This is a genomic window from Spirillospora sp. NPDC049024 (assembly GCF_040649235.1).
GTDB lineage: Bacteria > Actinomycetota > Actinomycetes > Streptosporangiales > Streptosporangiaceae > Spirillospora.
The window spans coordinates 215,982-238,873 of the sequence record NZ_JBEZFD010000008.1 but is presented as its reverse complement, the minus strand read 5'-3'; the positions used below and the strand labels follow the sequence as shown (position 1 = coordinate 238,873).

Genomic DNA, 22,892 nt, shown 5'->3' with positions numbered 1-22,892 from the left:
GGCACCGCCGAGAAGATCCCGAACAGGAGAGATCACCGTGACCACCATGTCCCTCCCGGACCTCGACGGCCTTCGCGAGCAGGTCTTCGGCCCGGTCCTCACCCCCGGCCACCCCGGCCTCGACCGGGAGGTCGCGCCGTTCAACCTGACGGTCCGGCACCGCCCCGCCGTCGTCGTCGGCGCGACGGGCGCGGCCGACGTGGCGGCGGCGGTCGGGTTCGCCCGGCGGTACGGGCTGCCCGTCGCCGTCCACGCCACCGGACACGGCTCGGTCGCCCCCGTGGAGGGGGCGCTCGTCGTCAACACCAGCCGGATGCGGGCCGTCGCCGTCGACTCGGCCGCCGGGACCGCCCGGGTCGAGGCGGGCGCCACCTGGGGCGAGGTGATCGAGGCCGCCGCGCCGTTCGGGCTCGCCCCGCTCTGCGGCTCGGCGCCCGCCGTCGGCGCCGTCGGCTACACGCTCGGCGGCGGCCTGGGACCGATCGCGCGGACCTACGGCTTCGCCGCCGACCACGTCCGGTCCCTGGAGGTGGTGACCGCCGACGGCCGCAAGCGGATCGCGGACGCGGACACCGAGCCGGACCTGTTCTGGGCCCTGCGCGGCGGCAAGGGCGACTTCGGCGTCGTCACCGCCATGACGATCGACCTCTTCCCGGTCGCGAGCCTGTACGGCGGGGGGATCTTCTACGCCGGCGAGGACGCGTCGTGGGTCCTGCACGCCTACCGCGAGTGGTCCCGCGACCTGCCCGAGTCGACCACCACGTCCGTCGCGCTGCTCCGGCTGCCGCCCGTGGACGAGCTGCCGCCGCCGCTGCGCGGCCGGTTCGTCGTCCACCTGCGCGTCGCCCACGTCGGCGACCAGGCCGAGGGCGAGCGGCTGCTCGCGCCGATGCGGTCGGTCGCCCCGGCGATCATCGACACGGTCGGCGTGATGCCGTACACGGCCATCGGCTCCATCCACAACGACCCGACCGACCCGATGCCCGTGTGGGAGCGGGGCGCGCTGTTCCGCGAGCTGACCGTGGAGGCGGTCCAGGCGCTGCTGGAGACGGCCGGACCGGGCGCCGAGTTCCCGCCGCACATGGTCGAGGTGCGCCACCTCGGCGGCGCGGTGGCCCGCGCGCCGCGGGTCCCCAACGCGGTCGGCGGGCGCGGGGCGGCGTACTCGCTGCTCGTGCTCGCCCCGCCGCCCCCGCAGGAAATGGAGGCCCTGGTGCGGCCGCTCGGCGAACGCGTCCTCGACGCCGTCCGCCCGTGGACGACCGGCGGCGCGCTGCTCAACTTCCAGGGCGCGGCCACGGCCCCCGAGCAGGTCGCGACCGTCTGGGCGGCCGACGTCCACCGGCGCCTCACGGAGTTGAAGGCCGTCTACGACCCGACCGGGATGTTCCGGTTCGGCCACTCACTCGGCGTCCCGGGTTCCACCCTCGGTTAACGAGCGGCGATCGTCCTGGAGGAGCCGCCCGGCTCCTCCAGGACGCAGTGCCCGCCCGTACGGATCGCCTCTCGGCGCGGGTGGAGCGCGCGTCGTCGAGCGCCGTTCGGGCTGCCGGGGGTTGCTGTACGGTTGAGCGCCATGATCGCCGGAGGTGCCGCAAGGGTCGCGGTCGCCGGGATTCTTCTTGCGGCTCTCTGCTCGTGCGCCGGCTCGTCCGTCCGCCGGCCGCCAGGTGGCGCGGCCGCGCCGGGATCCGCTGCGCCGTCCGGGCCGGCTCCGGTCTCGGCCGCGTGGGCGCGTGTCCCGGGCCGCGGACTGGCTGGAGACTCGGGCCTGATCGACGTTTCCGCGACCGGCCCCCAGGACGCGTGGGCTCTCGGATACCAGGACGCCCGGGAGAACGACTCGGGTGCGACCGTTCTCCTGCACTGGGACGGTCAGCGCTGGCGTGAGGCTCTGCCACCGCGAGCCGCCAGTGGCGGCAAGGGGCCTTTCGCGACGGGGCTCAGCGCCGCGCGTCCGGATGACGTGTGGATGACCGGGGCGGCGTACGCGGGGCCGAGCCCGGCGTTCGCCTCCCACTGGGACGGGCTGCGCTGGAGCGACCACCGTCCGTTCGGCGACCGGGACGGCTATCACCTGGCGGATGTGACCGCGACGGGCGGCAAGGCGTGGTTCGCCGGGTCCGGCCGGGACGGCGGGGTCGTCGCCGAGTGGGACGGGCAGGCCTTTCGGCACGTCCGGACGGGGATCGGCGGCGGGCTCGGGCAACTCAACGCGGTCAGCGTCAAGGACGGACAACTCTGGGCCGTCGGATCTGCGGGCGACGAGAACGCTCCGCAGGGGCCGCTGGTCTACCACGAGGCACTCGACGGCAAGGGACCGGTGCGGCAGCAGGTGCTCGGCGTTCCGCAGGGCGAACTGACCGGGATATGGCAGGTCTCACCGTCCGATGTATGGGCGGTCGGGTTCCTCCACTGCTACGGGGACGACTGCGAGCGCCCTTTGGCAATGCACTGGGACGGCTCGGCATGGTCCCGGGTTCAGGTGCCCCTCAGAATCGGCGAACTCCGCGGAGTCGCGGCCATCGGCAAGGACCGGAACGACGTGTGGCTCAGCGGAGTCGACCTCGACCACAGGAACCAGATGCTTTTCCTGCACTACGACGGGAAAGCATGGACTCGCGAGTACGGCCCGCAGTTGATGACCGGCGCCTCCGCGGAGGACGACCTCAATCGCGTCAACCGGTCCGACCTCGCCCCTGTGCCCGGGACGAGCACTCTGTGGGCGGTCGGTTCGGTAGGAGCCGGAACCGACGACGGCGATCCGGAGGAGTACTTCGTCCTCCGCCGCGAAGGCCCCTGACCTCCCGCGTTCAGGCGCCTATGCCGCCCGTGCAGGCGGCGGCGATGTAGCCTTTGCGGCCCTTGTAATTGACCACCAGCCACTGGTTGTCCTTGGGCTCCCCGGCCGAGCACCGGTAGGTGCCCCCCTCGACCTGCGGGCAATTGGCCCCGTGCTTCCAGCCGATAAGCTTTTTGCCGTGATACTGGACGATAACGCCGGCACTGGTTCTGGGCGCCTTGCGGACGCGGAACGTGTAGCCGCGCCTCTTGTCCGTGTGGACATAGCACTTGACCTCTCGGGCGTCGTTACCGGCGACCGGGATCGAATGCGCCGTCGCGCCCTCCGGAGACGCGGGGACTTCCGCGTCGGCTGCATTGGCCGCCCCCGCGAGGGCCAGAGCCGCGACCCCCGTTACTAGCAATGCTCGCCTCATGCGGCCAATGTAGAACTGCGTCCCGCCGCGGGTCAATCATTTCGCGATCTTCAAAGAGAAAGTCGCGGTCAAATTGCTCGCAATTCGCCCGAAAAATGCGATTATGCATATTCGCGGCGCTCGGCCGGGCCGCACTCGGGACCGGCAGCGGCCGGCGCTCACAGGGTTCTCTCATCGAAGCGTGCTTTGATGGGCGCGTCATGCCTGGTCAGAAGATTCTCGTCGTCGACGACGAACCGAACATCGCGGACGTCCTGGCGACCGCGCTGGCCTTCCACGGGTTCGAGGTGACCACCGCGTCCACGGGCGCCGGGGCCATCGAACGGGCGGAGGCCGAGCACCCCCACCTCATCGTGCTGGACCTGATGCTGCCCGACATCGACGGCCTGGAGGTGTGCCGGACGCTGCGCGGCCGGGGCCACCGGTTCGGGATCGTCTTCCTGACCGCGCGCGACGGCCGGGCCGACAAGGTCTCAGGGCTGACCTACGGCGGCGACGACTACGTGACCAAGCCGTTCGCGCTGGACGAGCTGCTCGCGCGCGTGCGGGCGGTGCTGCGGCGGGTCGCCCCCGAGGACTCGCCTCCCGGGGCCGTCCTGAAAGTGGCCGACGTGGAGCTGGACGAGGACCTGTGCGAGGTGCGCCGCGGCGGCGCCCAGGTCCGCCTCTCCCCGACCGAGTTCAAGCTGCTGCGCTACCTCATGGGCAACCCGGGGCGGGTGCTGTCACGCGCCCAGATCCTCGACGCGGTCTGGGACTACGACTTCGGCGGCACCTCCAACGTCGTCGACACCTACGTCGGCTACCTCCGCAAGAAGCTCGATCCGCTGGGCCCGCCGCTGATCCACACGCAGCGGGGGTTCGGGTACGTCCTGCGCGAGGGCGGGGCGGGCGGCAGGTGACGCTGCGGACGCGGCTGCTGATCGCGATCGTCGTGCTCACCGCCGGCGCGCTGGTGGTCGCGGGGGCCACCAGCACGCTGGCGCTGCGCTCGTACCTGGTCGGCAGGGTCGACGGCCAGTTGCGCGCGGCCGCGATCGTGGCGCGGCAGAACGCGGTGGTCCGGTACGGATCCCGCGACGAACTGCGGACGGCGGTGGCGCCCACCGAGTACGTCGTGGAGATCCGCCGCGAGAACGGCGCGATCAGCGGGATCGGGGGGCCGCCCGAGCTGGCCCCCGGGGTGCTCAGCGAACGGGCGCCTCCGGCCCCGGCCGCCGGCACCTCCGCCCCGGCCGACGTCGACGCCGGGCGCGCGGGCCGGTTCCGCGTGGTGTCCTTCACGACGCCGAACGGCCGCGCCACGGCGGTCATCGGACTGCCGCTGCGCCCGGTCGGGGAGACCGTGCGGCGGCTGCTGCTGATCGAGGCGCTGGCCGGGCTGGCGGTGCTGGCGCTGCTGGCCGGCGCGGCCCGGCTGGTCATCCGGCGCGGGCTGCGGCCGCTGGAGACGATCACCGAGACCGCGGGCGCGATAGCCGACGGCGACCTGGACCGCCGGGTGCCGGTCTCCTCGCCGCGCACCGAGGCCGGGCGGCTGTCGATCGCGGTGAACGGGATGCTGGCGCGCATCCAGACCGCGATCGAGGCCCGCGCCCGCTCGGAGGAGCGGCTGCGGGAGTTCGTCGCCGACGCCTCCCACGAGCTGCGCACCCCCCTGACCTCGGTGCGCGGCTACCTGCAGATGCTGCGGCACGGTGTGGTGACGCTGGCCGACCGGCCGGACGCGGTGCGGCGCGCCGACGACGAGGCCGCCCGGATGTCCAAGATCGTCGACGATCTGCTGTACCTGGCCCGGCTGGACCAGGAGCCGATCCCGCGGCCCGGGCCGGTGGACCTCGCGGCGGTCGCCGCCGACTCCGTCTCCGACGCCCTCGCCGTCGAGCCCGACCGGCCGATCACGCTGCGCGCGCCGGAGTCCTGCGAGATCGTCGGCGACGAGGACGCGCTGCGGCAGGTGCTGGCCAACCTGCTCGGCAACGCCCGCGCCCACACCCCGCCGGGGACCCCGGTGACGGTGCGGGTGCTGGCGGAGGCCGGGACGGCGGTGGTCGAGGTGTCCGACGAGGGGCCGGGCATGCCGCCGGAGGCGGTGGCGCGGGCGTTCGACCGCTTCTACCGGGGCGCGGGAGCCCGCGGCGGGGCGTCCGGCAGCGGTCTCGGGCTGCCGATCGTCGCCGCCATCGCCCGGTCGCACGGCGGGTCGGCCGGGATCGAGAGCACCCGCGGCAAGGGCACCACGGTCCGGGTCCGGCTGCCCTCCCACGGACCTCTGAACGATCTCTCATCGTCCTGACGACGGGCTCTGAGATCCGGCTGGTCGGGTGGGGCCATGATTCCCAGACCCTCTCGCCGGACGGCCGTCGTGGCGGCCGTCGCCGTCCTGCCGCTGGCCCTGGCGTGCACCGCCGACCGGCTCGCCGCCGACCGGGCCGCGGACCGGCTGGCCGGCCGGGCCGGCTGCTACCTGCACACCGCCGACCGGCCGCAGGTCGTGCTCGGCGGCTTCCCGTTCCTGCCGCAGGGGCTCTCCGGCCATCTCGACGACGTCCGGATATCCGCGCGGAACGTGCGGCGCGGCGAGCTGACCGTCAGCAGCCTGGACGCCCGCCTGCGCGGAGTGCGCCAGGCGTCGGGCGGCAAGGCCGCCGTCGAGCGGGTCACCGCCGACGCGGTCGTCTCCTTCTCGTCGCTGAACTCCATGCTGGCCGGCAAGGGCGGGGACGGCGACGCGCCCCGCGTCCAGGGGCTCGGCTATGACAACGGCATGCTGGCGGTCGAGACGCGGGTCGCGCGAGCGGGCATGGAGCTGCCGGTCACCGTGCTCGCCGAGCCGAGCCTGAGCGGCCGCAGCCTGGACTTCCGGCCCCGTTACGTCAAGGTGCTCGGCCGCCTGGTGCCCGCCGAGCAGCTCATGAAGCGCCTGCCCGAGCAGCCCGAACTGGGCCGGGAGCTGCCGGAGCTGCCGGCCGGGCTGCGCTACTCGTCGGCCGAGGTGACCGGTGACGGGGTGCGGATCGGCATGACCGCCGACGACGTCAGCCTCACCGCCGGCGGGAAGGGCAAGGAGGGCCGCGCGTGCTGAGGCTCGTGGCCGCGATGTGCGCCCGCCGCCCCTGGACGGTGATCGCCGTCTGGCTCGTCCTGATCGGGGCCGTCGCGGCGGCCGTGCTGGTCTTCGGGCGGCCCACCGAGAACTCCCTGTCCCTTCCAGGCAGCGACGCCCAGCGGGCGGCCGAGGTCCAGGCGAAGGCCTTCCCGGGCGAGGCGGACGACGCGTCCGGGACGCTGGTGCTGCACGCCGCCGCCGGAACGCTGGAGGACCCCGCCCGCCGCGACGCGATGGCGCGGGCCGCCGAGCGGATCGAGGCCGTCCCGCACGTGCGGAAGGCGACCCCGGCCTCGCGGCAGGCCGGCACCGTCTCCGCCGACGGCCGCACCGGCTACCTGACCATCGCGCTCGACGTGCGGGCCCGCGACGTGGACCGCGCCCTGGTCCGCCGGATCGAGGACGCCGCGGCCCCGCTGGACGCGGCCGGCGTCGAGACGGTGCCCGGCGGGCGGCTGGCGGAGGCCGCCGAACGGTCGGGCGGCGCCGCCCGGGAGGCCGGCGGCCTGGTGGTGGCGGTCGTGGTGCTGCTGGCGGCGCTGGGCGGCGCCGTCGCGGCCGGGCTGCCGATCGCGATGGCCCTGGCCGGGCTGGTCTGCGGGGTCGGGGCCGTCGGGCTGCTCGGGCACGCCACGGCGATACCGCCGGTCGCGGCCACCCTCGCCACGATGATCGGGCTGGGGGTCGGCATCGACTACTCCCTGTTCGTGCTCAGCCGCTACCGGACACTGCTCGCGCGGGGATCGGGGGTCCCGGAGGCGGTGCGCGCGGCCGTCACCTCCTCCGGCGCGTCGGTGGTCTTCGCCGGGGCCACCGTGGTGATCGCGCTCAGCGGGCTGCTGCTCGGCGGCGTGCCGGTGCTGCGCACCCTGGCGTGGACGTCGGCGCTCGTCGTGGCCGTCGCCGTGGCCGTCGCGGTGACGCTGCTGCCGGCGGTGCTGCGGGTGCTGGGCGGGCGGATCGACGCGCTGCGTGTGCTCCGCGGGCGGGGCGGCTCGCACGCTCCGTCGGCGGTGTGGGAGCGGCTCGGCGGACGGGTGACCGCGCGCCCCTGGCGGGTGCTGATCGGCGCGGCGGCCCTGCTGGCCGTCCTGACCGCGCCGGTCACCGCCATGACGCTGGGCCAGGTCGACGCGGGCTCCGACCCGGCCGGCAGCGCGCCGCGGCGCTCCTACGAGCTGATGGCGGAGGGCTTCGGGCCGGGCTCCAACGGACCGCTCACCGTGGTCGCGGTGCCCGCCACCAAGGCCGCCGGCCCGGACGACGCCAGGATCACCGGGCTCGCCGACGCGGTCCGCCGCACCGCGGGGGTCGCCGCGGTCTCCGCGCCGAGGCTCGGCGCGGACGGGACGGCGGCGGTCCTGCGCGTCACCCCGGACACGGCGCCCGCCGACCCGGCGACGGCCGATCTCGTCCGGAGGATCAGGGCGCTGCCCGCCGCGGGCGCCGAGGTCCATGTGGGCGGGCCGGTCGCCGCGCACGCCGACCTCGCCGACCGGGCCGGCTCCCGGATGCCGCTGATCATCGGGGTCGTGCTGGCGCTGTGCGCGGCGGTGCTGCTGCCGGCCTTCCGCGCCCCGGTCGTGGCGGTCAAGGCCGCCGTGATGAACCTGATCTCGATCGGCGCCGCCTACGGGGCGCTGACCGCCGTCTTCACCTGGGGCTGGGGGGTGGAGCTGCTCGGCCTGGACGGGCCGGTGCCCATCGAGGGCTACGTCCCGATGATGCTGTTCGCGGTGCTCTTCGGCCTGTCGATGGACTACGAGGTGTTCCTGCTGACGGCCGTCCGGGAGGAGTGGCTGCGGCACGGGGACGACCGCCGCGCGGTCTCCGGCGGGCTGGCCGCCACCGGTCGGATCATCAGCGCGGCGGCGCTCATCATGGTCGGCGTGTTCGCCGGGTTCCTGCCGCACCACGACCCGGTGATCAAGATGTTCGGGCTGGGCATGGCCGTAGCGGTCGCCGTGGACGCCACGGTGGTGCGCGGGCTCCTGGTGCCCTCGGCCATGGTCCTGCTGGGCCGCGCCAACTGGTGGCTGCCCGGGTGGCTGGACCGGGTGCTCCCGCAGTCCGGCATCGGCTCCCATGCCCCGCCCCCGCCCGTGGCGGACGCCCCGCCGCCGGCGGCGGGGCGGCGCGAGTCAGGCGACCGTCCCCGGACCGCCGGCCTGCCCTGAGCGGGCCGGCCCGTCACCGCCTCTCCCCCGCCTCTCCTGGCAGGCCGAGGAGGCGGTGGCGCAGCAGCTTGCCGGTGGCGTTGCGGGGCAGTTCGGCGACGAGAAGCACGTCCCGGGGCACCTTGTGGCGGGCCAGGTTGGCCTTGACATGGGCGCGCACGTCCGCGCCGGTCAGCCCGGCGCCGTCGCGGGGCACCACGTAGGCGCGCAGCCGCTGCCCGAACTCGGCGTCGGGGACGCCGACGACGGCGGCCTCCACGATGCCGGGGTGCGCGGCGAGCAGGTCCTCCACCTCACCGGGGTGGACGTTCTCCCCGCCCGAGACGATCATGTCGTCGGCGCGGCCGTCCACGAACAGCCGCCCGGCGGCGTCGAAGTGGCCGACGTCCCCGGTGTCGAGCAGCCCGTCGCGCGTCTCCCGGCTCCGGCCGTCGGTGTATCCGGCGAAGCCGAGGCCGCTGCCCACGAAGATCCGGCCGCGCTCCCCCGGGCGGGCGACCGGCCCCCGCTCGCCGTACAGCCGGACCCGGCATCCGTGCGGCGGGCGGCCGACGGTCCCCGGGGCGGCCCGCCAGTCGGCCGGGGTCGCCACGGCGGCGACGGCGACCTCGGTCGAGCCGTACAGGTTGTAGAGGACCTCGCCGAACGCCGCCATCGCCCGGTCGCCCAGGTCCGGCGGCAGCGCCGAGCCGGCCACGAACACGATCCGCAGCGCGGACAGGTCGTGCCGGGACCGCGGATCCGGGCCGAGGTCGAGGATGCGCCGCAGCATGGTCGGCACCAGGATCACGGCGCTGCACCGGTGCCGCTCCAGGGCGCGGAGGGCGGCCTCCGCGTCGAAGCGCCGGCTGACGACGGCGGTGGACCCGAAGGCGAACGCGACCATCAGGTGCGCGAACCCGGTGCCGTGGAAGAGCGGGGCCGCGATGAGGGTCGACTCGCCGACGCGCAGCGGCACGCGGTCGAGCAGCTGCGCGATCACCAGCGGCGACCCGACCCGGCGCGGCGCGCCCTTCGGAGCGCCGGTCGTGCCGCTGGTCAGCAGCACGACGCCGCCGGTCCGGGCGGGCGGCCGCAGCGTCCGGGCGGGCGCCTGGGCGATCAGCGACTCCAGGGCGGGAGGCGCCTGCCGCCCGCCGGCTCCCCGCTCGCCGTCCGTCCAGGCCGTGAAGCGGCGGACGAACGGCGGGACGGACGCGGCGGCGGGGCCGAACTCGTCGTCGTGGACGAGGACCGTCAGCCCTTCGCCCTTCGCGACCTGGGCGACCTGCGGTCCGGCGAGCCCCGTGTTGACCAGGACCAGCCGGGCGCCCAGCTTCGCGGCGGCCAGGGCCGCGTCCACCAGCCCCCGGTGGTCGCGGCACAGCACGCCGACCACGTCGCGGGAACCGATCCCCAGGTCCGTCCAGGCGCCCGCCAGCAGGTCGGAGCGCCGGTCGAGGTCGGCGAACGTCAGCGGCCCGAGGTCGTCGACCAGTCCGGTCCGGTGCGGGGTGCGAGCCGCGGCGATGCGGATCGCCCCGGCGACCGGCCCCCAGCGGCGCACGTCCCGCCAGGCGGCGGGCAGCCCGCCGAGCGCCGGCAGGCTGATCATTCCGGTCCGGTGCAGCACCCGGAGGGCGTGCGCGCCGTCCAGTGCGGCGGAGATGCCGATCATCGCGTCCGTCTCCTCTCCAAGGCGGCGGGGGGCGTCCAGCGGTGCGGGGCGCCGCGGGGCACGCCCGCGGCGCCCCCGGGTCACGCGGCGAGGGCGCCGAGCTTGGCCAGCGACTCCTCGGTGTTCTTGGCGGCCTCCTTCTGGACCGACATCCCGAGGGGGCCCGCGAGCATGCCGCCGCTGAACTCCATGTCGCAGGTGACGGTCGACCCGGTGCCGGACGCCTCGACGGTGAAGGCGGTCCGCAGCGTGATGCCCATCGGTCCCTTGCCCGACATCTCCAGCCGGTTCGGCGCGTCGGCCGTCTCGACCGTCCACTCCACGTCGCCGGGCATGCCCATGATCTTCACGCCCTGCTTGAAGGCGGCCCCGGCGCTCGCCGCCGCGGGCGGCTCGGTGACGAACTTCTCGTGCATCGCGAACCACTCGGGCATGCGGGGCAGGTCCGCGAGCACCTCCCAGATCCGCTCGGGGGCGGGGGCGAGGTCGGCGCTGATGGTCGCCTTCGGCATCGTGCTCTCCTTTCCGGGCGGCGGCGCCGCCCGGTATTACATTCAGTTCGGCCTGTTTGTTTCTGGGTTAGACTCCGGCGCATGCCCGCGCCGACCGGAAGACCCGCCCGCACCCACCGCACCCAGGAGGAGCGCACCGCCGCCACGCGCCGGGCGCTGCTGGACGCGACGGTCGACTGCCTGGTCGAGTACGGCTACCACGGCACCACCACGACCCGGGTGGTGGAGCGGGCCGGCGTCTCGCGAGGCGCCCAGGTCCACCACTTCCCGACCAAGAACGACCTCGTCATCGGCGCCGTCCGGCATCTGGCGGCCAAGCGGACCGAGCAGCTGCGGGAGCGGCGGGGCGCGGGCCGGCTGCCCCGCGGCGACGACTGGGCGGGCGAACTCCTGGACGTCCTGTGGGAGGCCCATCAGGGGGCGCTGTTCGAGGCGTCCATGGAGCTGTGGAACGCCGCCCGCACCGACCCGGACCTGCGCGAGCACGTCTCCGCGCTGGAGCGCATGGTCCTCGACAGCGTCGCCGAGCTGGGCGGCATGCTGGGCCGCGACGCCGCCGACCCCGGGTTCCGCGGCGACCTCTACCTCGTCCTCGACGCGATCCGCGGCCTGCGGATGCTCGACTTCGTCAACCCGGGCCCGCCGGAGCGGGCCGCCGCGCGCTGGGCCCATGCCAAGGAGCGGCTCCGCCTGATCACCGACCGGTGGGCTGGGGACGCCGGTCATCCGGAGCCCCCGGCCCCGTAGCGGCGGTCGTAGGCGGCGCGCGCCGCCGGGTCGGCGCCGATGGCGAACCGGCCCAGCCCGGCGGCGCGGGCGAGCGGAGTCCGCAGCGGGCGGGGGCAGGCCAGCGTCAGGCGCATCAGCCCCCCGAACGCGGCGGGCACCCAGACGTCCGGGGTGTTCCGGCCCACCGCCGCCACGATCGCCCGCGCGACGTCCTCGGGCTCCACGGTGGCCAGGCGCCGCATCCCCCGGGGCACCGCCACCCCGGCCGACAGCTCGGTGCGCACGACGGCGGGGCGCACCACGGTGACGCCCACGCCCGTGCCGTGCAGCTCCGCCCGCAGCGCCTCCGACAGCCCGAGCACGCCGTACTTGGTCGCGCAGTAGGTGACCAGGCCGGGGAAGCCGGCGCTGCCCGCCATCGAGGAGACGTTGACGATGTGCCCCCGCCCGGCGGGGACGAGCCGCCGGGCGGCCAGCCGCGAGCCGATGAGGACCGCGCGCAGGTTGACGTCGACCATCCGGTCGGCGGTCGCGTCGGCCTCGTCCAGGAAGCGGCCGGTGGTCATGATCCCCGCGTTGTTGACCAGCACCCGCAGCCGCCGCCCGGTCCGCTCCTCGGCATCCGCCAGGAAGCGGGCGAAGCAGTCCGGGTCGGCGGCGTCGAGGCGGAGCCCGACGGCCCGGCCGCCCAGCTCTGCGGCCGCGCGCTCGGCCAGCGCGCCGTCCAGGTCCCCGATCGCCACCGGGGCTCCGGCGGCGGCGAACGCCGCCGCCGTCGCCCGGCCGATCCCGCGGGCGCCTCCGGTGACGGCCACCAGCGACTGCTCCGGCATCGCCATCACGCCTTCCGCCGGGCCGCTCAGCGGGCCGGCCGGTAGAGGGTGACGACGGCCGCGCCGCCGATGCCGATGTTGTGCTGGAGCGCCGCGGCGGCCCCCTCGACCTGGCGCTTGCCCGCCTCGCCGCGCAGCTGCCAGGTCAGCTCGGCGCACTGGGCCAGCCCGGTGGCGCCGAGCGGGTGCCCCTTGGAGATCAGGCCGCCGGACGGGTTGACGACGTACCGTCCGCCGTAGGTGTTGTCGCCGGAGTCGACGAGCGCGCCGCCCTCCCCCTCCCCGCACAGGCCGAGCGCCTCGTAGGTGATCAGCTCGTTGGTCGAGAAGCAGTCGTGCAGCTCGACCACCTGGACGTCGCGCGGACCGACGCCTGCCTGCTCGTAGGCGAGGTCGGCGGCCTTCTTGGTCATCTGGTGGCCGACCGCGTCGATGGCGTCGCCGCGGAAGCTGGCGGGGGTGTCGGTGACCAGCGACTGGCCGGCGATCTCGACGGCCCGGTCCCACAGACCGTGGGCGTCCACGAACCGCTCCCCGGCGATGACCGCGGCGGCCCCGCCGTCGGAGGTCGGCGAGCACTGCAGCTTGGTCAGCGGCTCGTAGACCATCGGCGCGTTCCGGACGTCCTCCAGCGAGTACTCGTCCTGGAACTGCGCGTACGGGTTGTTCACCGAGTGCCGGTGGTTCTTGTGGCCGATCTTGGCGAACTGCTCCGCCGTGGTCCCGTAGCGCTCCATGTGCTCGCGCCCGGCGGCGCCGAACATCCACGGCGCCGGAGGGGCCCCGGTGAAGTCGTACTTGGTCGCGATCGACTCGAAGTGCCGCAGCGTCGGCTGGGCGCGGTCGTCGTAGGTCATCGCCAGCGAGCCGCGCTTCATCTTCTCGAAGCCCAGCGCCAGCGCGCACTCCACCGCCCCGAGCCGCACCGCCTGCCGGGCCAGGTACAGGGCGGTGGACCCGGTGGCGCAGTTGTTGTTGACGTTCACCACCGGGATCCCGGTGAGCCCGAGTTCGTAGGCGGCGCGCTGCCCGGCGCACGACTCGCCGTAGACGTAGCCCACGTACGCCTGGCCGATCTCGTCGTAGGGGACGCCGGCATCGGCCAGCGCCTTGGTGCCCGCCTCGCGGGCCATGTCGGGGTAGTCCCAGTCGCGGCTGCCCGGCTTCTCGAACTTCGTCATGCCGACGCCGATGACGTATGTCCTGACGCTCATCGCTCTCCCTCGCGTCCCTGCCGCTGTCCGGCGGGACGACAGTAGGCCGGCAAAAGAAAAACAGTCAAGACTGTATTTAAGTTCAGCTCGGTATGTATCCTGCTCGCCAACGAATGCCGAGGGAGGACAGGTGGACCTCAACGACACCCCCGAACGGGCGGCCTACCGGGCGCGGCTGCGCGGCTGGCTCCGGGAGAACGCGCGCCACGCCCCGGCGGAGGCGCCCGGCCTGCACGTCGCGGACGTCGCGGGCTTCCGGGCCTGGCAGCGGCGGCTGGCCGAGGCCGGCTACGCGGGGATCATGTGGCCGCGCGAGTACGGCGGCCAGGGCCTCGGCCCCATGGAGCAGGCGATCGTCAACGCCGAACTCGGCGCGGCGGGCCTGCCCGGCGTGCTCGACATGATCGGGGTCGGCAACCTCGGCCCCACGCTGATCGCGCACGGCACGGCCGCGCAGAAGGAGCGGCACCTGCGGCCGCTGCTGCACGCCGAGGAGATGTGGTGCCAGCTGTTCTCCGAGCCGGCGGCCGGCTCCGACCTGGCCGCCGTCCGCACCCGCGCCGCCCGGACCGGGGACGGCGGCTGGCGGCTCGACGGCCAGAAGGTCTGGACGACCAACGCCCAGCACGCCGCCTTCGGGCTGCTGCTGGCCCGCACGGACCCCGCCGTGCCCAAGCACCGCGGCCTGACGATGTTCGTCGTGCCGATGCGCGCGCCCGGCGTCGCCGTCCGCCCGCTCCGGCAGATCGGCGGTGAGGCCGGCTTCAACGAGGTCTTCCTCGACGGGGTGGCGCTCGGCGCGGACGCGGTGGTGGGCGAGGTCGGCGCCGGCTGGACGGTGGCGATGACCTGCCTGATGTACGAGCGCTTCACCCTCCTGACCGCGATCGACCAGGTCGGCGTCGGCCCCGACACGTTCCTCGGGCCGCTGGTGGGGACCGCCGAGGTCCGCCGCCCGGACGTGCTGCGCCGCCTCGGCCGGCTGGCCGCCGACCTCTACGCGCTCCGCTACACCGCCTACCGGGCGCTCACCGCCGTCGACCGGGGCAGGGTCCCCGGCCCCGAGGCGGGGCTCGGAAAGATCACGCTGATCGACGCGGCCATGGAGGGGCTGCTCCTGCAGTTCGAGCTGCTGGGGCCGGAGTCCCTGGAGGGGCCGTCCGGACGGCTCATGCACGAGCTCCAGGGGCTGCGCTCGGGCGGCGGGACCCACGAAGTACTGCGCAACACCATCGGCGAACGCGTCCTCGGCCTGCCCGCCGAGCCCCGCGCCGACAAGGACGTGCCCTTCCAGGACCTGGCCTCGTGACCCGGCCCGCGTCCCCACCGGCCACCGAACGGGAGAGACCGTGAACTTCGAACTGTCCGAGGAGCAGGAGATGCTGTGCGAGGCCGCCCGCGAGGCGCTGGCCCGCACGGACACCCTCGCGGCGGCCCGCGCCGGGCTCGACGGGGGCCCCGGCGAGGCCGGCCAGGCGCCCGCCTGGGACGTCGCGGTGCGCGGCGGCTGGACCGGGCTGCTCGCCGACGAGGACGGCCGCCACGAACTCGGCGCGCTGAACGCCATGCTGGTGCTGATCGAGTGCGGGCGCCGGCTGGCCGCCACCGGACTGGTCGGCCACCTGGCCGCCGTGTCGGTGCTGCACGCCGCCGGGGCCGACCTGTCCGCCCTCGCGTCCGGGCGGCGGCGCGCCGTGTACGTCCCGGCCCGCCCGCCCGTCGCCGACGAGCCCTTCCTGGTGGAGACCGGCGACCCCGCCAGGCCGTACGGGCCGCTGCCGGAACTCGACGGCGGCCGCGTCACCGGGCGCGTCGCGTTCGTCCCCGACCTGCCCGGCGCCGACCTGCTCGTGGTGCCCGTCCGCAGGCCCGACGGGGTGGCCGCCGTGCTCGTCGAGGCGGGCGCGGGCGGCGTGAAGGTCGAGCCGCTGGTCCGCGGTGACGCCACCCGCCCGCTCGGACATCTCACCCTGGACGGCGCGGAGGCGGCGCCGCCGGCGGCCGAGCCGTCCGACCTGGAACGGGCCTGGGACCTCGCGCAGGCGCTGACGGCCGCCGAGGCGCTCGGCGTCTGCGAGGCCGTGCAGGAGATGGCGGTCGGGTACGCCCGGGACCGGTCGGCGTTCGGCCGGCCCATCGGCTCCTACCAGGCCGTCAAGCACCAGCTCGTGGACATCCTCAGGTACGGGGCGAACGTGCGGGCGCTGCTGTACTACGCCGGCTACGCCGCCGAGCACGCCCCCGAGGAGTTCACCCGGGCCGCCGGATGCGCCCGCGTGGCCGGCGAGCACGCCGCCGGATACGCCACCAGGACGTGCATCGCCGTGCACGGCGGCATCGGCGCCACCTGGGAGCACGACGCCCACCTGTTCTACCGGCGGGCGCTGCTGTCGCGGCTGCTGTACGGGGGCGAGGGCTTCGCCGCCGAACGCGTGGCCCTCGACCTGCTCGCCGGCGCCTTCGAACCGTCCCCCGAAGCCCTCGCCCGCCTCGGCGGGGCCCGTCTTCAGAGGAGAGACCCATGAGCGATCCGAAGTTCAACGCCGAGGCGCTCGGCGTGTGGTCCGAGCCGTTCGAGTTCGAGGTCGAGCGGGAGCGGACCGTCGCCTACGCGGAGGCCACCAACGACGACCACCCGCTGCACGCCTCCGGCGAGCTGGCGCCCCCGGTGTTCGCCATCGTGCCGGTCTTCCAAGGGCTGATCCCGTCGGTGCTGGCGGTGGCTCCGGGCGAACTCCTGCCGTTCGTCGTGCACGGCGAGCAGGACATGCGCTTCCACCGGCCGATCGTCCCCGGCATGACCCTGGTGTCGCGCGCCAAGCCGACCGGATACGCCGCCAAGCCGTCCGGCACCACCGTGTCGATCAAGGTGGAGACCCGCACCTCGGACGGGGAACCGGTCAACCAGCAGTGGATGACGTCGTTCTTCCGCGGCTTCACCGCCGCCGAGTCGGCCGGGGTGATGGCGCCCCCGCACGGATTCCCGCCCGCCCTGACCGGTGAGAAGCCGTTCGCCGAGGTCACCCAGCACATCGACGACGACCAGACGTTCCGCTACTCCGAGGCGTCCGGCGACCCGATGCCCATCCACCTCGACGAGGAGGTCGCCAAGGCCTCCGGCCTGCCCGGCATCATCGCGCACGGCCTGTGCACCATGGCGTTCACCTCCCGCGCGGTCGTGGCCGCCGCGGCGGGCGGCGACCCCACGCGGCTGCGGCGGCTGGCGGTCCGCTTCTCCAAGCCGGTCCTGCCGGGCCAGGACATCACCACCGCCCTGCACGAGACCGCCCCCGGGACCTTCGCGTTCCAGACCACCTCCAGCTCCGGCGACGTCGTCATCAAGGACGGCCTCGCCGAGATCTCCTGACACCGGAAGGGACACCAACCATGGGAGCACTGGACGGCCGCGTCGCCGTCATCACCGGCGCAGGCCGCGGCATCGGCCGCGAGCACGCGCTGCTGTTCGCGCGCGAGGGCGCCCGGGTCGTCGTCAACGACCTCGGCGGCACCGGCGACGGCAGCGGGTCCGACCTCGGCCCGGCCAAGCAGGTCGCCGAGGAGATCAACGCCGCCGGCGGCCAGGCCGTCGCGAACACCGACGACGTCGCGACCTGGGACGGCGCCGCCGCCCTCGTCCGGCAGGCCGTCGACGCCTTCGGCGCCCTGGACGTCGTCGTCAACAACGCCGGCATCCTTCGGGACCGCTTCATCGCCCAGCTCAGCGAGGAGGAATGGGACAGCGTCATCCGCGTCCACCTCAAGGGCCACTTCGGGGTGCTCCGGCACGCCGCCGAGCACTGGAAGGCCCGTTCCAAGGCGGGTGAGGCGGTGAACGCCGCCGTCGTCAACACGGCCTCGGGCTCGGGCACCTTCCTGCCCAACCCCGGCCAGGCCAACTACGGCGCCGCCAAGGCCGGGATCGCCGCGCTGACCCTGGTCGCCGCCGCCGAACTCGGCCGCTACGGCGTCCGGGTCAACGCCATCGCCCCCGTCGCCCGCACCCGGCTGACCACCGCCTCACCCGGCACGGCCGCCTTGATGGCCGCGCCCGACGAGGGATTCGACGCCTTCGACCCGGCCAACGTCTCCCCCCTCGTCGCCTACCTGGCCGCCGCGGACTGCCCCCTCACCGGGCAGCTGTTCGCCGTCCAGGGCGGGATGATCGCGCCCGCGGTCAACTGGCGGCTCGGCGAGCAGCACACCACCGACGGCCCTTGGACCATCGATCTGGTGCGGCGGATGCTCGGCTGATCCCCCCTTCCGAGGGCGTTCGGCGGTCACCGCCGCCAAGTACCCCGGGCGGGGCGAGAACGCGCCACTCGCCCCGCCCGGCTCTCGTTCAGCCGTGCACGACAGTGGACGCCGACCGGAACCCTCCGGCCGCGGCCACGACGCGGACCCCGCCGGGCCCGGCCGCCGGAACGCGCAGCCGGGCGATGCCGTCATCGCCGGTCACGGCCCGCATGCCCCCGGCCGTGACCGTGGCGCCGGTCACCGGGCGGGCCCGCGGATCCTCGGGGACCCGCGCGGTGACCCGGACGACGATTCCCTTGGCGCCCGCCGACACCGGGGCGACCTCCAGCGGCGGCTGCTTCACCCCCGGGCAGTCGGCCTGGGTCGGCAGTCCGCTGCGGCGCACACCGTCCACCTCGCTCTCGACCTTTCCCCGGAACCTGGCGGGCTTGTAGACCGTGAACCTGCCGCGCAGGTAGCCGGGGTGCTCGCCGGTGGCCTTCAGGTCGGCGGCCCACGTCCCGACGAGCGTCGGGCTCGGGGTGGTCAGCGACTCGGTCCCGGTGACGAACGTCCGGCCGTCGTCGGAGTACCGGTCGTAGCGCACCGACCAGCGCCCGGCCATGAACGTCCCCGTGAAGTCGAACGTCGCGGTGCCGGAGCGGCGCCCCTTGGCCTTCTTCCCGTGCACCTGCCGGGAGGCGAGGCCCCGGTAGTCCCCGTACGGCACCGACCAGCGCGCGTAGTCGACCGTGTCGAGGTCCACGGCCGGCTTCGGCGCGGTGGGGTGCCGGGACGGGAACCGGATGATCTCCATCCGGACGTCGCCGGGGCTCCCGCCGCCCGCCTTCGGGGTGAACGGCTCCTCGGTGACGACGGCCCGGGTGCCGTCGGGGAACCAGTCCCAGCCGCGGATCACCCAGCCGTCCCGCAGGACCACGGGCTGCCCGCCGTACCCGTCGCGCTGGCCCTCGCGGTCCATCAGCCAGCGCTCGTTCATGCAGCGGCGGTTGTTCCACAGCGCGGCCCGCCCGATCTGGGCGAACGCGGTGGTGTCCAGGAACGTCGGCCGCTGGAAGGCGGTGAAGGCGTCCATCCGGTCCAGGCCCCGGGCGGAGGCGTAGGCGCTGCTGCCGCCGTCGGGAGAGCCCTCGTAGATCTCGTTGTAGTCGAGATCCTCGGTGATCTTGCGGCGGGCGCCCGTCGCGAGGTCCAGTTCCCAGATGTCGTAGTTCAGCGCGGTGCCGGTCGCCCGGTACACCAGCGTGCGGCCCCCGTCGAGCCAGCCGCCGCCGGTCTCGTAGTAGCGGCCGCCCTCGATCCATCCGCCCGGGTCGGTCCCCAGGCGGTAGGCGGGGTTCAGGACGCGCGGCCGTGTGACCGTGTACCCGTCCGGGCGCCGCTCCAGGCCGCCCAGCAGCATCACCGGGCCCTCGGTCATCCTGACCTCGGTCCATGTCAGGTGCTTGCCGTCCGGGTGCAGTCGGGGCTCTCTGTTCTGCGCCCCCTGCTTGAGCCCGTCCCTCGGCAGCTTCACGGGGAGCACGGTGCGGCTGCGGCAGTCGTGCAGGCTGGGCGCGCACTCCACCACCTGGTGGTCGATGTCGCCGGTGCCGTCCGCGGCTCCCGACATGAGCGCGCGCCTGCCGTCCGGGAACGGGGACGCCTCCCGCGCGCCGTCCAGCACCCCGCAGCTGATGCAGCTGAAACCGCCGGAGCCGTCCAGCTTCACCGCGCCCACCTGGGCCTTCCCCTGGTAGGTGATGTTGGCGATGGCCCATCGGCCGTGGTCGATGAGCTTCACGGAGTTGGCCTGCCCGGAGTCGAGCGTGACCCCCGGCGGCATCTTCACCGTGGACGCCACCTCGATGGGTTCGAGCGGGGCGGGCACGGTCGTCCGGATCCGTCCGGCGAGGACGCTCGCGGACGGGCCCTCCGCGCAGCCGGCCGCCAGCGTCGCGGCGCCGAGGACGGCCACCGCCGGGATGAGACGAGAAAGTCTTCGGTTCATGCGGGGAGCCGACCAGACGCTGATCAGAACCGGTCGGCAACGCTATGGGAGTTCCGTGTGAGTTCCCCCGCGCCCGCTCATGCGCGTTTCCGGGGCTTCTCACGACCGATTCTCATCCGGCCCTGCTGGGGTGAGCGGCCATGAGGACCATACGATCCGCGAGGACAGGCGGCATGGTGCTGGGAGCCGCCGCGGCCACCGGCGCGCTGCTCGCCGTCGCCGCGGTGAACGGCCTGGCGCCCGACCGCCCGGTGTCGCTCGCCGCCGCTCCGCAGAACTCCGCCACCCCGCCGCTGGAGCCGTTCGAGGTCGAACGGGACGTGCCGCTGCCCGCGGGGGTGAAGCTGACCTCCTCCCAGGGCGTCACTCTCGCCCCGGACGGGCGGCACCTGATCCTGAGCGTCGTCTACCAGGGGTCCCAGCAGGTCGCCGCGATGAACACCGACGGGACCGGGTTCAGCTGCATCACCTGCGGAAAGCTGAAGACCGCCCGCGGCAAGGAGGTGTTCCCCGACGGCAAGCGCCTGTGGGTCGAGAAGGTGCCCGACGACTCCGGCGCCGGAGGCTCCAGCGGCGGCATCGGCGACGTCCAGTACGAGGTGCTGGAATGCAGGCCGAGCGTCTACGACTGCCGCTCCGGCACGACCCGGCCCGTCCGCTTCCCCATCCCCGGGCTGAAGGAGGGCGCCCAGAACCGCGCCACACAGATCCACCCCGACGGCAAGCACATCCGCTGGACCGAGGTCCGCACCCTCGAAGGCCCCCGGATGACGATCGGCCGCCTGGTGCGCCGCCCCGACGGCTACCACGTGGTCGAGCCCCGCGTCGTCAACCCCGCCTTCCGGCTCGGCGACGACCCCGCCGACTGGGCCGCCGCCGGCGCCTACTACGAGGCCGGCCAGTGGATGGACGGCGGGCGCACCCTCAAGATCGGCACGACCCTCACCGCCCTCAACTACGACATGGTCGCGCTCGACATGGCCACCGGGCAGCGCCGCCGGCTCACCACCGACCTCGACTACAACGAGATGATCGACCCGACCCCCGACGACCGGTGGCTCGCCTACACCTCGGCCCGCGGCCTGGACCGCATGGAGGTGTTCACGCAGCTCCAGCGCCCGCCGTTCATCGACATGGCGGCCTTCGCCCAGATCGGCCGGGTCGGGCTGTGGAACAACCGCCGCTGCATGAACGAGCGGTGGCTGATGGACCGCGCCGGCCAGCGCGGCACCTACGGCGGCCAGCCGATCGTCACCGCCGACGACTGGGCCATCCGCTCCTGGGCGTGGTTCCCCGACGGCACCCGCGCGGTCATCGCCGAAGAGCACGTGACCTCCACGACCGGCGGCAAGGACGACGATCCAGAGATACGTGTCCGGACGCTGCGCTTCCCCACGCGCAAGCCCGTCAAGCCCACCCCGGTCGTCGACCTGGACACCCTGGACCTGTCCAAGTCGACCGTTCCCTATCTGAAGTACCGGGGCGTGGCGTCACGCCAGATCCGCGACCGGACCGTCCACGGGGCCAAGGGCGGCACCGCCCGCCTGACCTTCACCGGCACCTTCCTGGCCGGATCGTGGAGCGTCCGGTACGACCGCTACTCCGACGACGGCCGCAGCTTCGTCACCGGCACCGAGTCGCTGACGACCCCGCTCTCGGCCGCGATCGCCACGTGGAAGGCCGACCTCAAGGCCACCGGCCGGAACCACGGTCACCTGCGCGGCTCGCTCACCGTCCGGCCGCCCGCGAAGTTCACCGGCACCGTGGAGAGCGAGATCAACGGACGCCGCCTGTCGGGCGTCCCCACCCAGGCCGACTGCCCGGGCATCCACCAGCCGCCGCTGGCGGTCGCCGCCGGCGGCCGGTCGCCTGCCGGAACCGTGCGGGTCCGCGTCACCGCGACCGTCCCCCGGGACCCGACCCCCCGTCCCGTCCGCGGCGCCGCGGTCTCCACCGCGTCCGGAACGGTCCCCACCGACGCGGACGGCGTGGCCTACGTCCCAGCCGGCAGCGCGAAGGTCACCGCCACGGCCGGCGGCTTCAAACCGGCCTCGACCCGTCCCTCGACCGGCTGAGCCGAGGACGAAGGACGGCAGCGCCGTCGCCGCGAGCACCGGTGGGGCACGCAGAACGCCCGCCCCACCGGTCTCACTCCGGGACCGCCGAGCGCCTGAGCGGGCCGTCCTTGCCCGCGACAAGGCAGAGGGCGTACTTCTCCCCGCCCGCCCACTCCCGCTCGTTCGGCCCTCCGAGGCGCAGCAGCAGATGCGCCGGCGGCTTCGGACCGAAGATCCGCCGTGCCCGCTCGGCGCAGCGCGCGTACACCTCCTCCTCGTCCGGGCCCTTCTCGCCCTGCAGCGTGAGCTTCGCGAACACCTGGGCCTCGTGCTCCGTCGTGCAGTCGACGATGTCCACTTCGGCCGTATCGCTCCAAGTCCCGACGCAGTCGCCGACGGCCAGCAAGGACCGCGGACTCCACTGCTTCTCCAGCCGGAAGTCCTTCGGGCCGCCGGTGTAGTGGAGGAGGCACGTCACGGTCCGCTCGCCGCTCTCCCACTCCTTCTTGTCCGGACGGGCGACGAACAGCGTGAACTCGTCGCCACGACCGGCCGCGTAGAGGGACGACGACTGAACCCGGCACGCCTTCTCGCCCTCGGCGGCCAAGCGCCGATCCCCGGGATAGTCGAGGACGGGCAGGTCCGGCTTGGCGGCAACCTCTCCCTGGTGGGGTCTCGTGCACGGCCCAGCCCGCGCGAAGACCTTCGCTCCCGCCTGCCGGAAGTCCGTGTAGCAGTCCCCCTCCGCCAGGGCCGAAGCCCGCGGCCCCTCCGCCGCTCGCGCGGGGGGCTCCTCGTCCGCGTCTCCCCCGATGGTGACCAGCAGCACCGTCACCGCGGCAAGCCAGACAGCCGACACGGCCAGGGCGGCGAGGGCGAGGCCTCGCCCCTTCTCACCACGCCGACGCGTCTGGACTAGTGCGGCGACGGCGAAGCCGATCGCGATCACCACCAACCCGACGGCACCGGTGACCAGCGCGATGACCGCTGACCGGTTCGGTCGGGCAGGGGCGGCCGGCGGGTCGGACTCCGCGGACTCCGGGACATCGTCGGCATCGGGCGGCTTCGCCATCGGAGGAGCCTACGGCGGCAAGATCACAAACTGGACGCGACGGAAGGGGCGGCTCAGGTAGGGGTTCGCA

General features: G+C 74.4%; 19 protein-coding genes. 12 read left to right on the top strand and 7 right to left on the bottom strand.

Annotation, left to right across the window (positions count from 1 at the left end; all coding sequences use genetic code 11):
- Positions 1 to 46 precede the first annotated feature (46 nt).
- Entirely contained in the window at positions 47 to 1,435 is a 1,389-nt protein-coding gene (locus tag AB0C21_RS17560) for an FAD-binding oxidoreductase (protein ID WP_500205342.1), read from the top strand.
- 537 nt (positions 1,436 to 1,972) lie between these two features.
- Positions 1,973 to 2,803, top strand: coding sequence for a hypothetical protein (locus tag AB0C21_RS17555; RefSeq protein ID WP_500205184.1), 831 nt, complete (start codon positions 1,973 to 1,975; stop codon positions 2,801 to 2,803).
- A 10-nt stretch (positions 2,804 to 2,813) separates the two neighbouring features.
- On the opposite strand, the gene AB0C21_RS17550 is transcribed toward AB0C21_RS17555, so the two are convergent.
- On the bottom strand, positions 2,814 to 3,218 hold the full coding sequence (locus AB0C21_RS17550; protein WP_500205182.1) for a hypothetical protein: 405 nt from the start codon (positions 3,216 to 3,218) through the stop codon (positions 2,814 to 2,816).
- A gap of 200 nt (positions 3,219 to 3,418) precedes the next feature.
- Between AB0C21_RS17550 and AB0C21_RS17545 the strand changes: the two genes are divergently transcribed.
- From AB0C21_RS17545 to AB0C21_RS17530, 4 genes are read left to right on the top strand one after another with little or no spacing between them, the layout of a single operon-like run.
- Positions 3,419 to 4,120 (top strand): response regulator transcription factor, encoded by a 702-nt coding sequence (locus AB0C21_RS17545; protein ID WP_149256956.1) that lies wholly within the window; start codon positions 3,419 to 3,421, stop codon positions 4,118 to 4,120.
- A complete protein-coding gene (locus tag AB0C21_RS17540) occupies positions 4,117 to 5,514 on the top strand; it encodes a sensor histidine kinase (RefSeq protein ID WP_500205180.1) in 1,398 nt (465 codons plus the stop codon). The genes AB0C21_RS17545 and AB0C21_RS17540 overlap by 4 nt, the downstream gene beginning before the upstream one ends.
- Before the next feature lie 36 nt (positions 5,515 to 5,550).
- Complete coding sequence (locus AB0C21_RS17535; RefSeq protein WP_500205179.1) at positions 5,551 to 6,303, top strand: LmeA family phospholipid-binding protein; 753 nt, start codon at positions 5,551 to 5,553, stop codon at positions 6,301 to 6,303.
- A complete protein-coding gene (locus AB0C21_RS17530; protein ID WP_500205177.1) occupies positions 6,297 to 8,504 on the top strand; it encodes an MMPL family transporter in 2,208 nt (735 codons plus the stop codon). Before AB0C21_RS17535 ends, AB0C21_RS17530 begins: the two co-directional genes overlap by 7 nt.
- A gap of 13 nt (positions 8,505 to 8,517) precedes the next feature.
- Here AB0C21_RS17530 and AB0C21_RS17525 read toward each other — a convergent pair whose 3' ends face one another.
- The gene (locus AB0C21_RS17525) at positions 8,518 to 10,161 is read right to left on the bottom strand and encodes an AMP-binding protein (RefSeq protein ID WP_500205175.1); all 1,644 of its coding nucleotides are present in this window, start codon (positions 10,159 to 10,161) and stop codon (positions 8,518 to 8,520) included.
- A gap of 80 nt (positions 10,162 to 10,241) precedes the next feature.
- Positions 10,242 to 10,673 carry a type II toxin-antitoxin system Rv0910 family toxin gene (locus AB0C21_RS17520; protein WP_149256961.1) on the bottom strand — a complete coding sequence of 144 codons (432 nt, stop codon included), beginning with the start codon at positions 10,671 to 10,673 and terminating at the stop codon, positions 10,242 to 10,244.
- Positions 10,674 to 10,754: 81 nt separating this feature from the next.
- Here AB0C21_RS17520 and AB0C21_RS17515 point away from each other — a divergent pair, with 81 nt between their 5' ends.
- The gene (locus tag AB0C21_RS17515; RefSeq protein WP_500205174.1) at positions 10,755 to 11,420 is read left to right on the top strand and encodes a TetR/AcrR family transcriptional regulator; all 666 of its coding nucleotides are present in this window, start codon (positions 10,755 to 10,757) and stop codon (positions 11,418 to 11,420) included.
- On the opposite strand, the gene AB0C21_RS17510 is transcribed toward AB0C21_RS17515, so the two are convergent.
- Positions 11,396 to 12,241 carry an SDR family NAD(P)-dependent oxidoreductase gene (locus AB0C21_RS17510; protein ID WP_500205172.1) on the bottom strand — a complete coding sequence of 282 codons (846 nt, stop codon included), beginning with the start codon at positions 12,239 to 12,241 and terminating at the stop codon, positions 11,396 to 11,398. The genes AB0C21_RS17515 and AB0C21_RS17510 overlap by 25 nt on opposite strands.
- Positions 12,242 to 12,261: 20 nt before the next feature.
- The gene (locus AB0C21_RS17505; protein ID WP_500205170.1) at positions 12,262 to 13,449 is read right to left on the bottom strand and encodes a lipid-transfer protein; all 1,188 of its coding nucleotides are present in this window, start codon (positions 13,447 to 13,449) and stop codon (positions 12,262 to 12,264) included.
- A gap of 130 nt (positions 13,450 to 13,579) precedes the next feature.
- Between AB0C21_RS17505 and AB0C21_RS17500 the strand changes: the two genes are divergently transcribed.
- Genes AB0C21_RS17500 through AB0C21_RS17485 form a run of 4 tightly spaced genes read left to right on the top strand, consistent with a single transcriptional unit; the run spans position 13,580 to position 17,700 of the window.
- Positions 13,580 to 14,758 (top strand): acyl-CoA dehydrogenase family protein, encoded by a 1,179-nt coding sequence (locus AB0C21_RS17500; RefSeq protein ID WP_500205168.1) that lies wholly within the window; start codon positions 13,580 to 13,582, stop codon positions 14,756 to 14,758.
- A 40-nt stretch (positions 14,759 to 14,798) separates the two neighbouring features.
- On the top strand, positions 14,799 to 15,974 hold the full coding sequence (locus tag AB0C21_RS17495; protein ID WP_500205166.1) for an acyl-CoA dehydrogenase family protein: 1,176 nt from the start codon (positions 14,799 to 14,801) through the stop codon (positions 15,972 to 15,974).
- On the top strand, positions 15,971 to 16,816 hold the full coding sequence (locus AB0C21_RS17490; RefSeq protein ID WP_500205164.1) for a MaoC/PaaZ C-terminal domain-containing protein: 846 nt from the start codon (positions 15,971 to 15,973) through the stop codon (positions 16,814 to 16,816). Before AB0C21_RS17495 ends, AB0C21_RS17490 begins: the two co-directional genes overlap by 4 nt.
- A gap of 20 nt (positions 16,817 to 16,836) precedes the next feature.
- Positions 16,837 to 17,700 (top strand): SDR family oxidoreductase, encoded by an 864-nt coding sequence (locus AB0C21_RS17485; RefSeq protein WP_500205162.1) that lies wholly within the window; start codon positions 16,837 to 16,839, stop codon positions 17,698 to 17,700.
- An 88-nt stretch (positions 17,701 to 17,788) separates the two neighbouring features.
- Here the strand turns inward: AB0C21_RS17485 and AB0C21_RS17480 are convergent, their stop codons facing one another.
- A complete protein-coding gene (locus AB0C21_RS17480; RefSeq protein WP_500205160.1) occupies positions 17,789 to 19,693 on the bottom strand; it encodes a TolB-like translocation protein in 1,905 nt (634 codons plus the stop codon).
- Between the two features lie 173 nt (positions 19,694 to 19,866).
- On the opposite strand from AB0C21_RS17480, the gene AB0C21_RS17475 reads away from it, so the two are divergent.
- Positions 19,867 to 21,768, top strand: a complete 1,902-nt coding sequence (locus tag AB0C21_RS17475; protein ID WP_500205159.1) for a carboxypeptidase-like regulatory domain-containing protein — start codon at positions 19,867 to 19,869, stop codon at positions 21,766 to 21,768.
- A gap of 73 nt (positions 21,769 to 21,841) precedes the next feature.
- On the opposite strand, the gene AB0C21_RS17470 is transcribed toward AB0C21_RS17475, so the two are convergent.
- Positions 21,842 to 22,822 carry a DUF4190 domain-containing protein gene (locus AB0C21_RS17470; RefSeq protein WP_500205157.1) on the bottom strand — a complete coding sequence of 327 codons (981 nt, stop codon included), beginning with the start codon at positions 22,820 to 22,822 and terminating at the stop codon, positions 21,842 to 21,844.
- Between the last annotated feature and the right edge of the window lie 70 nt (positions 22,823 to 22,892).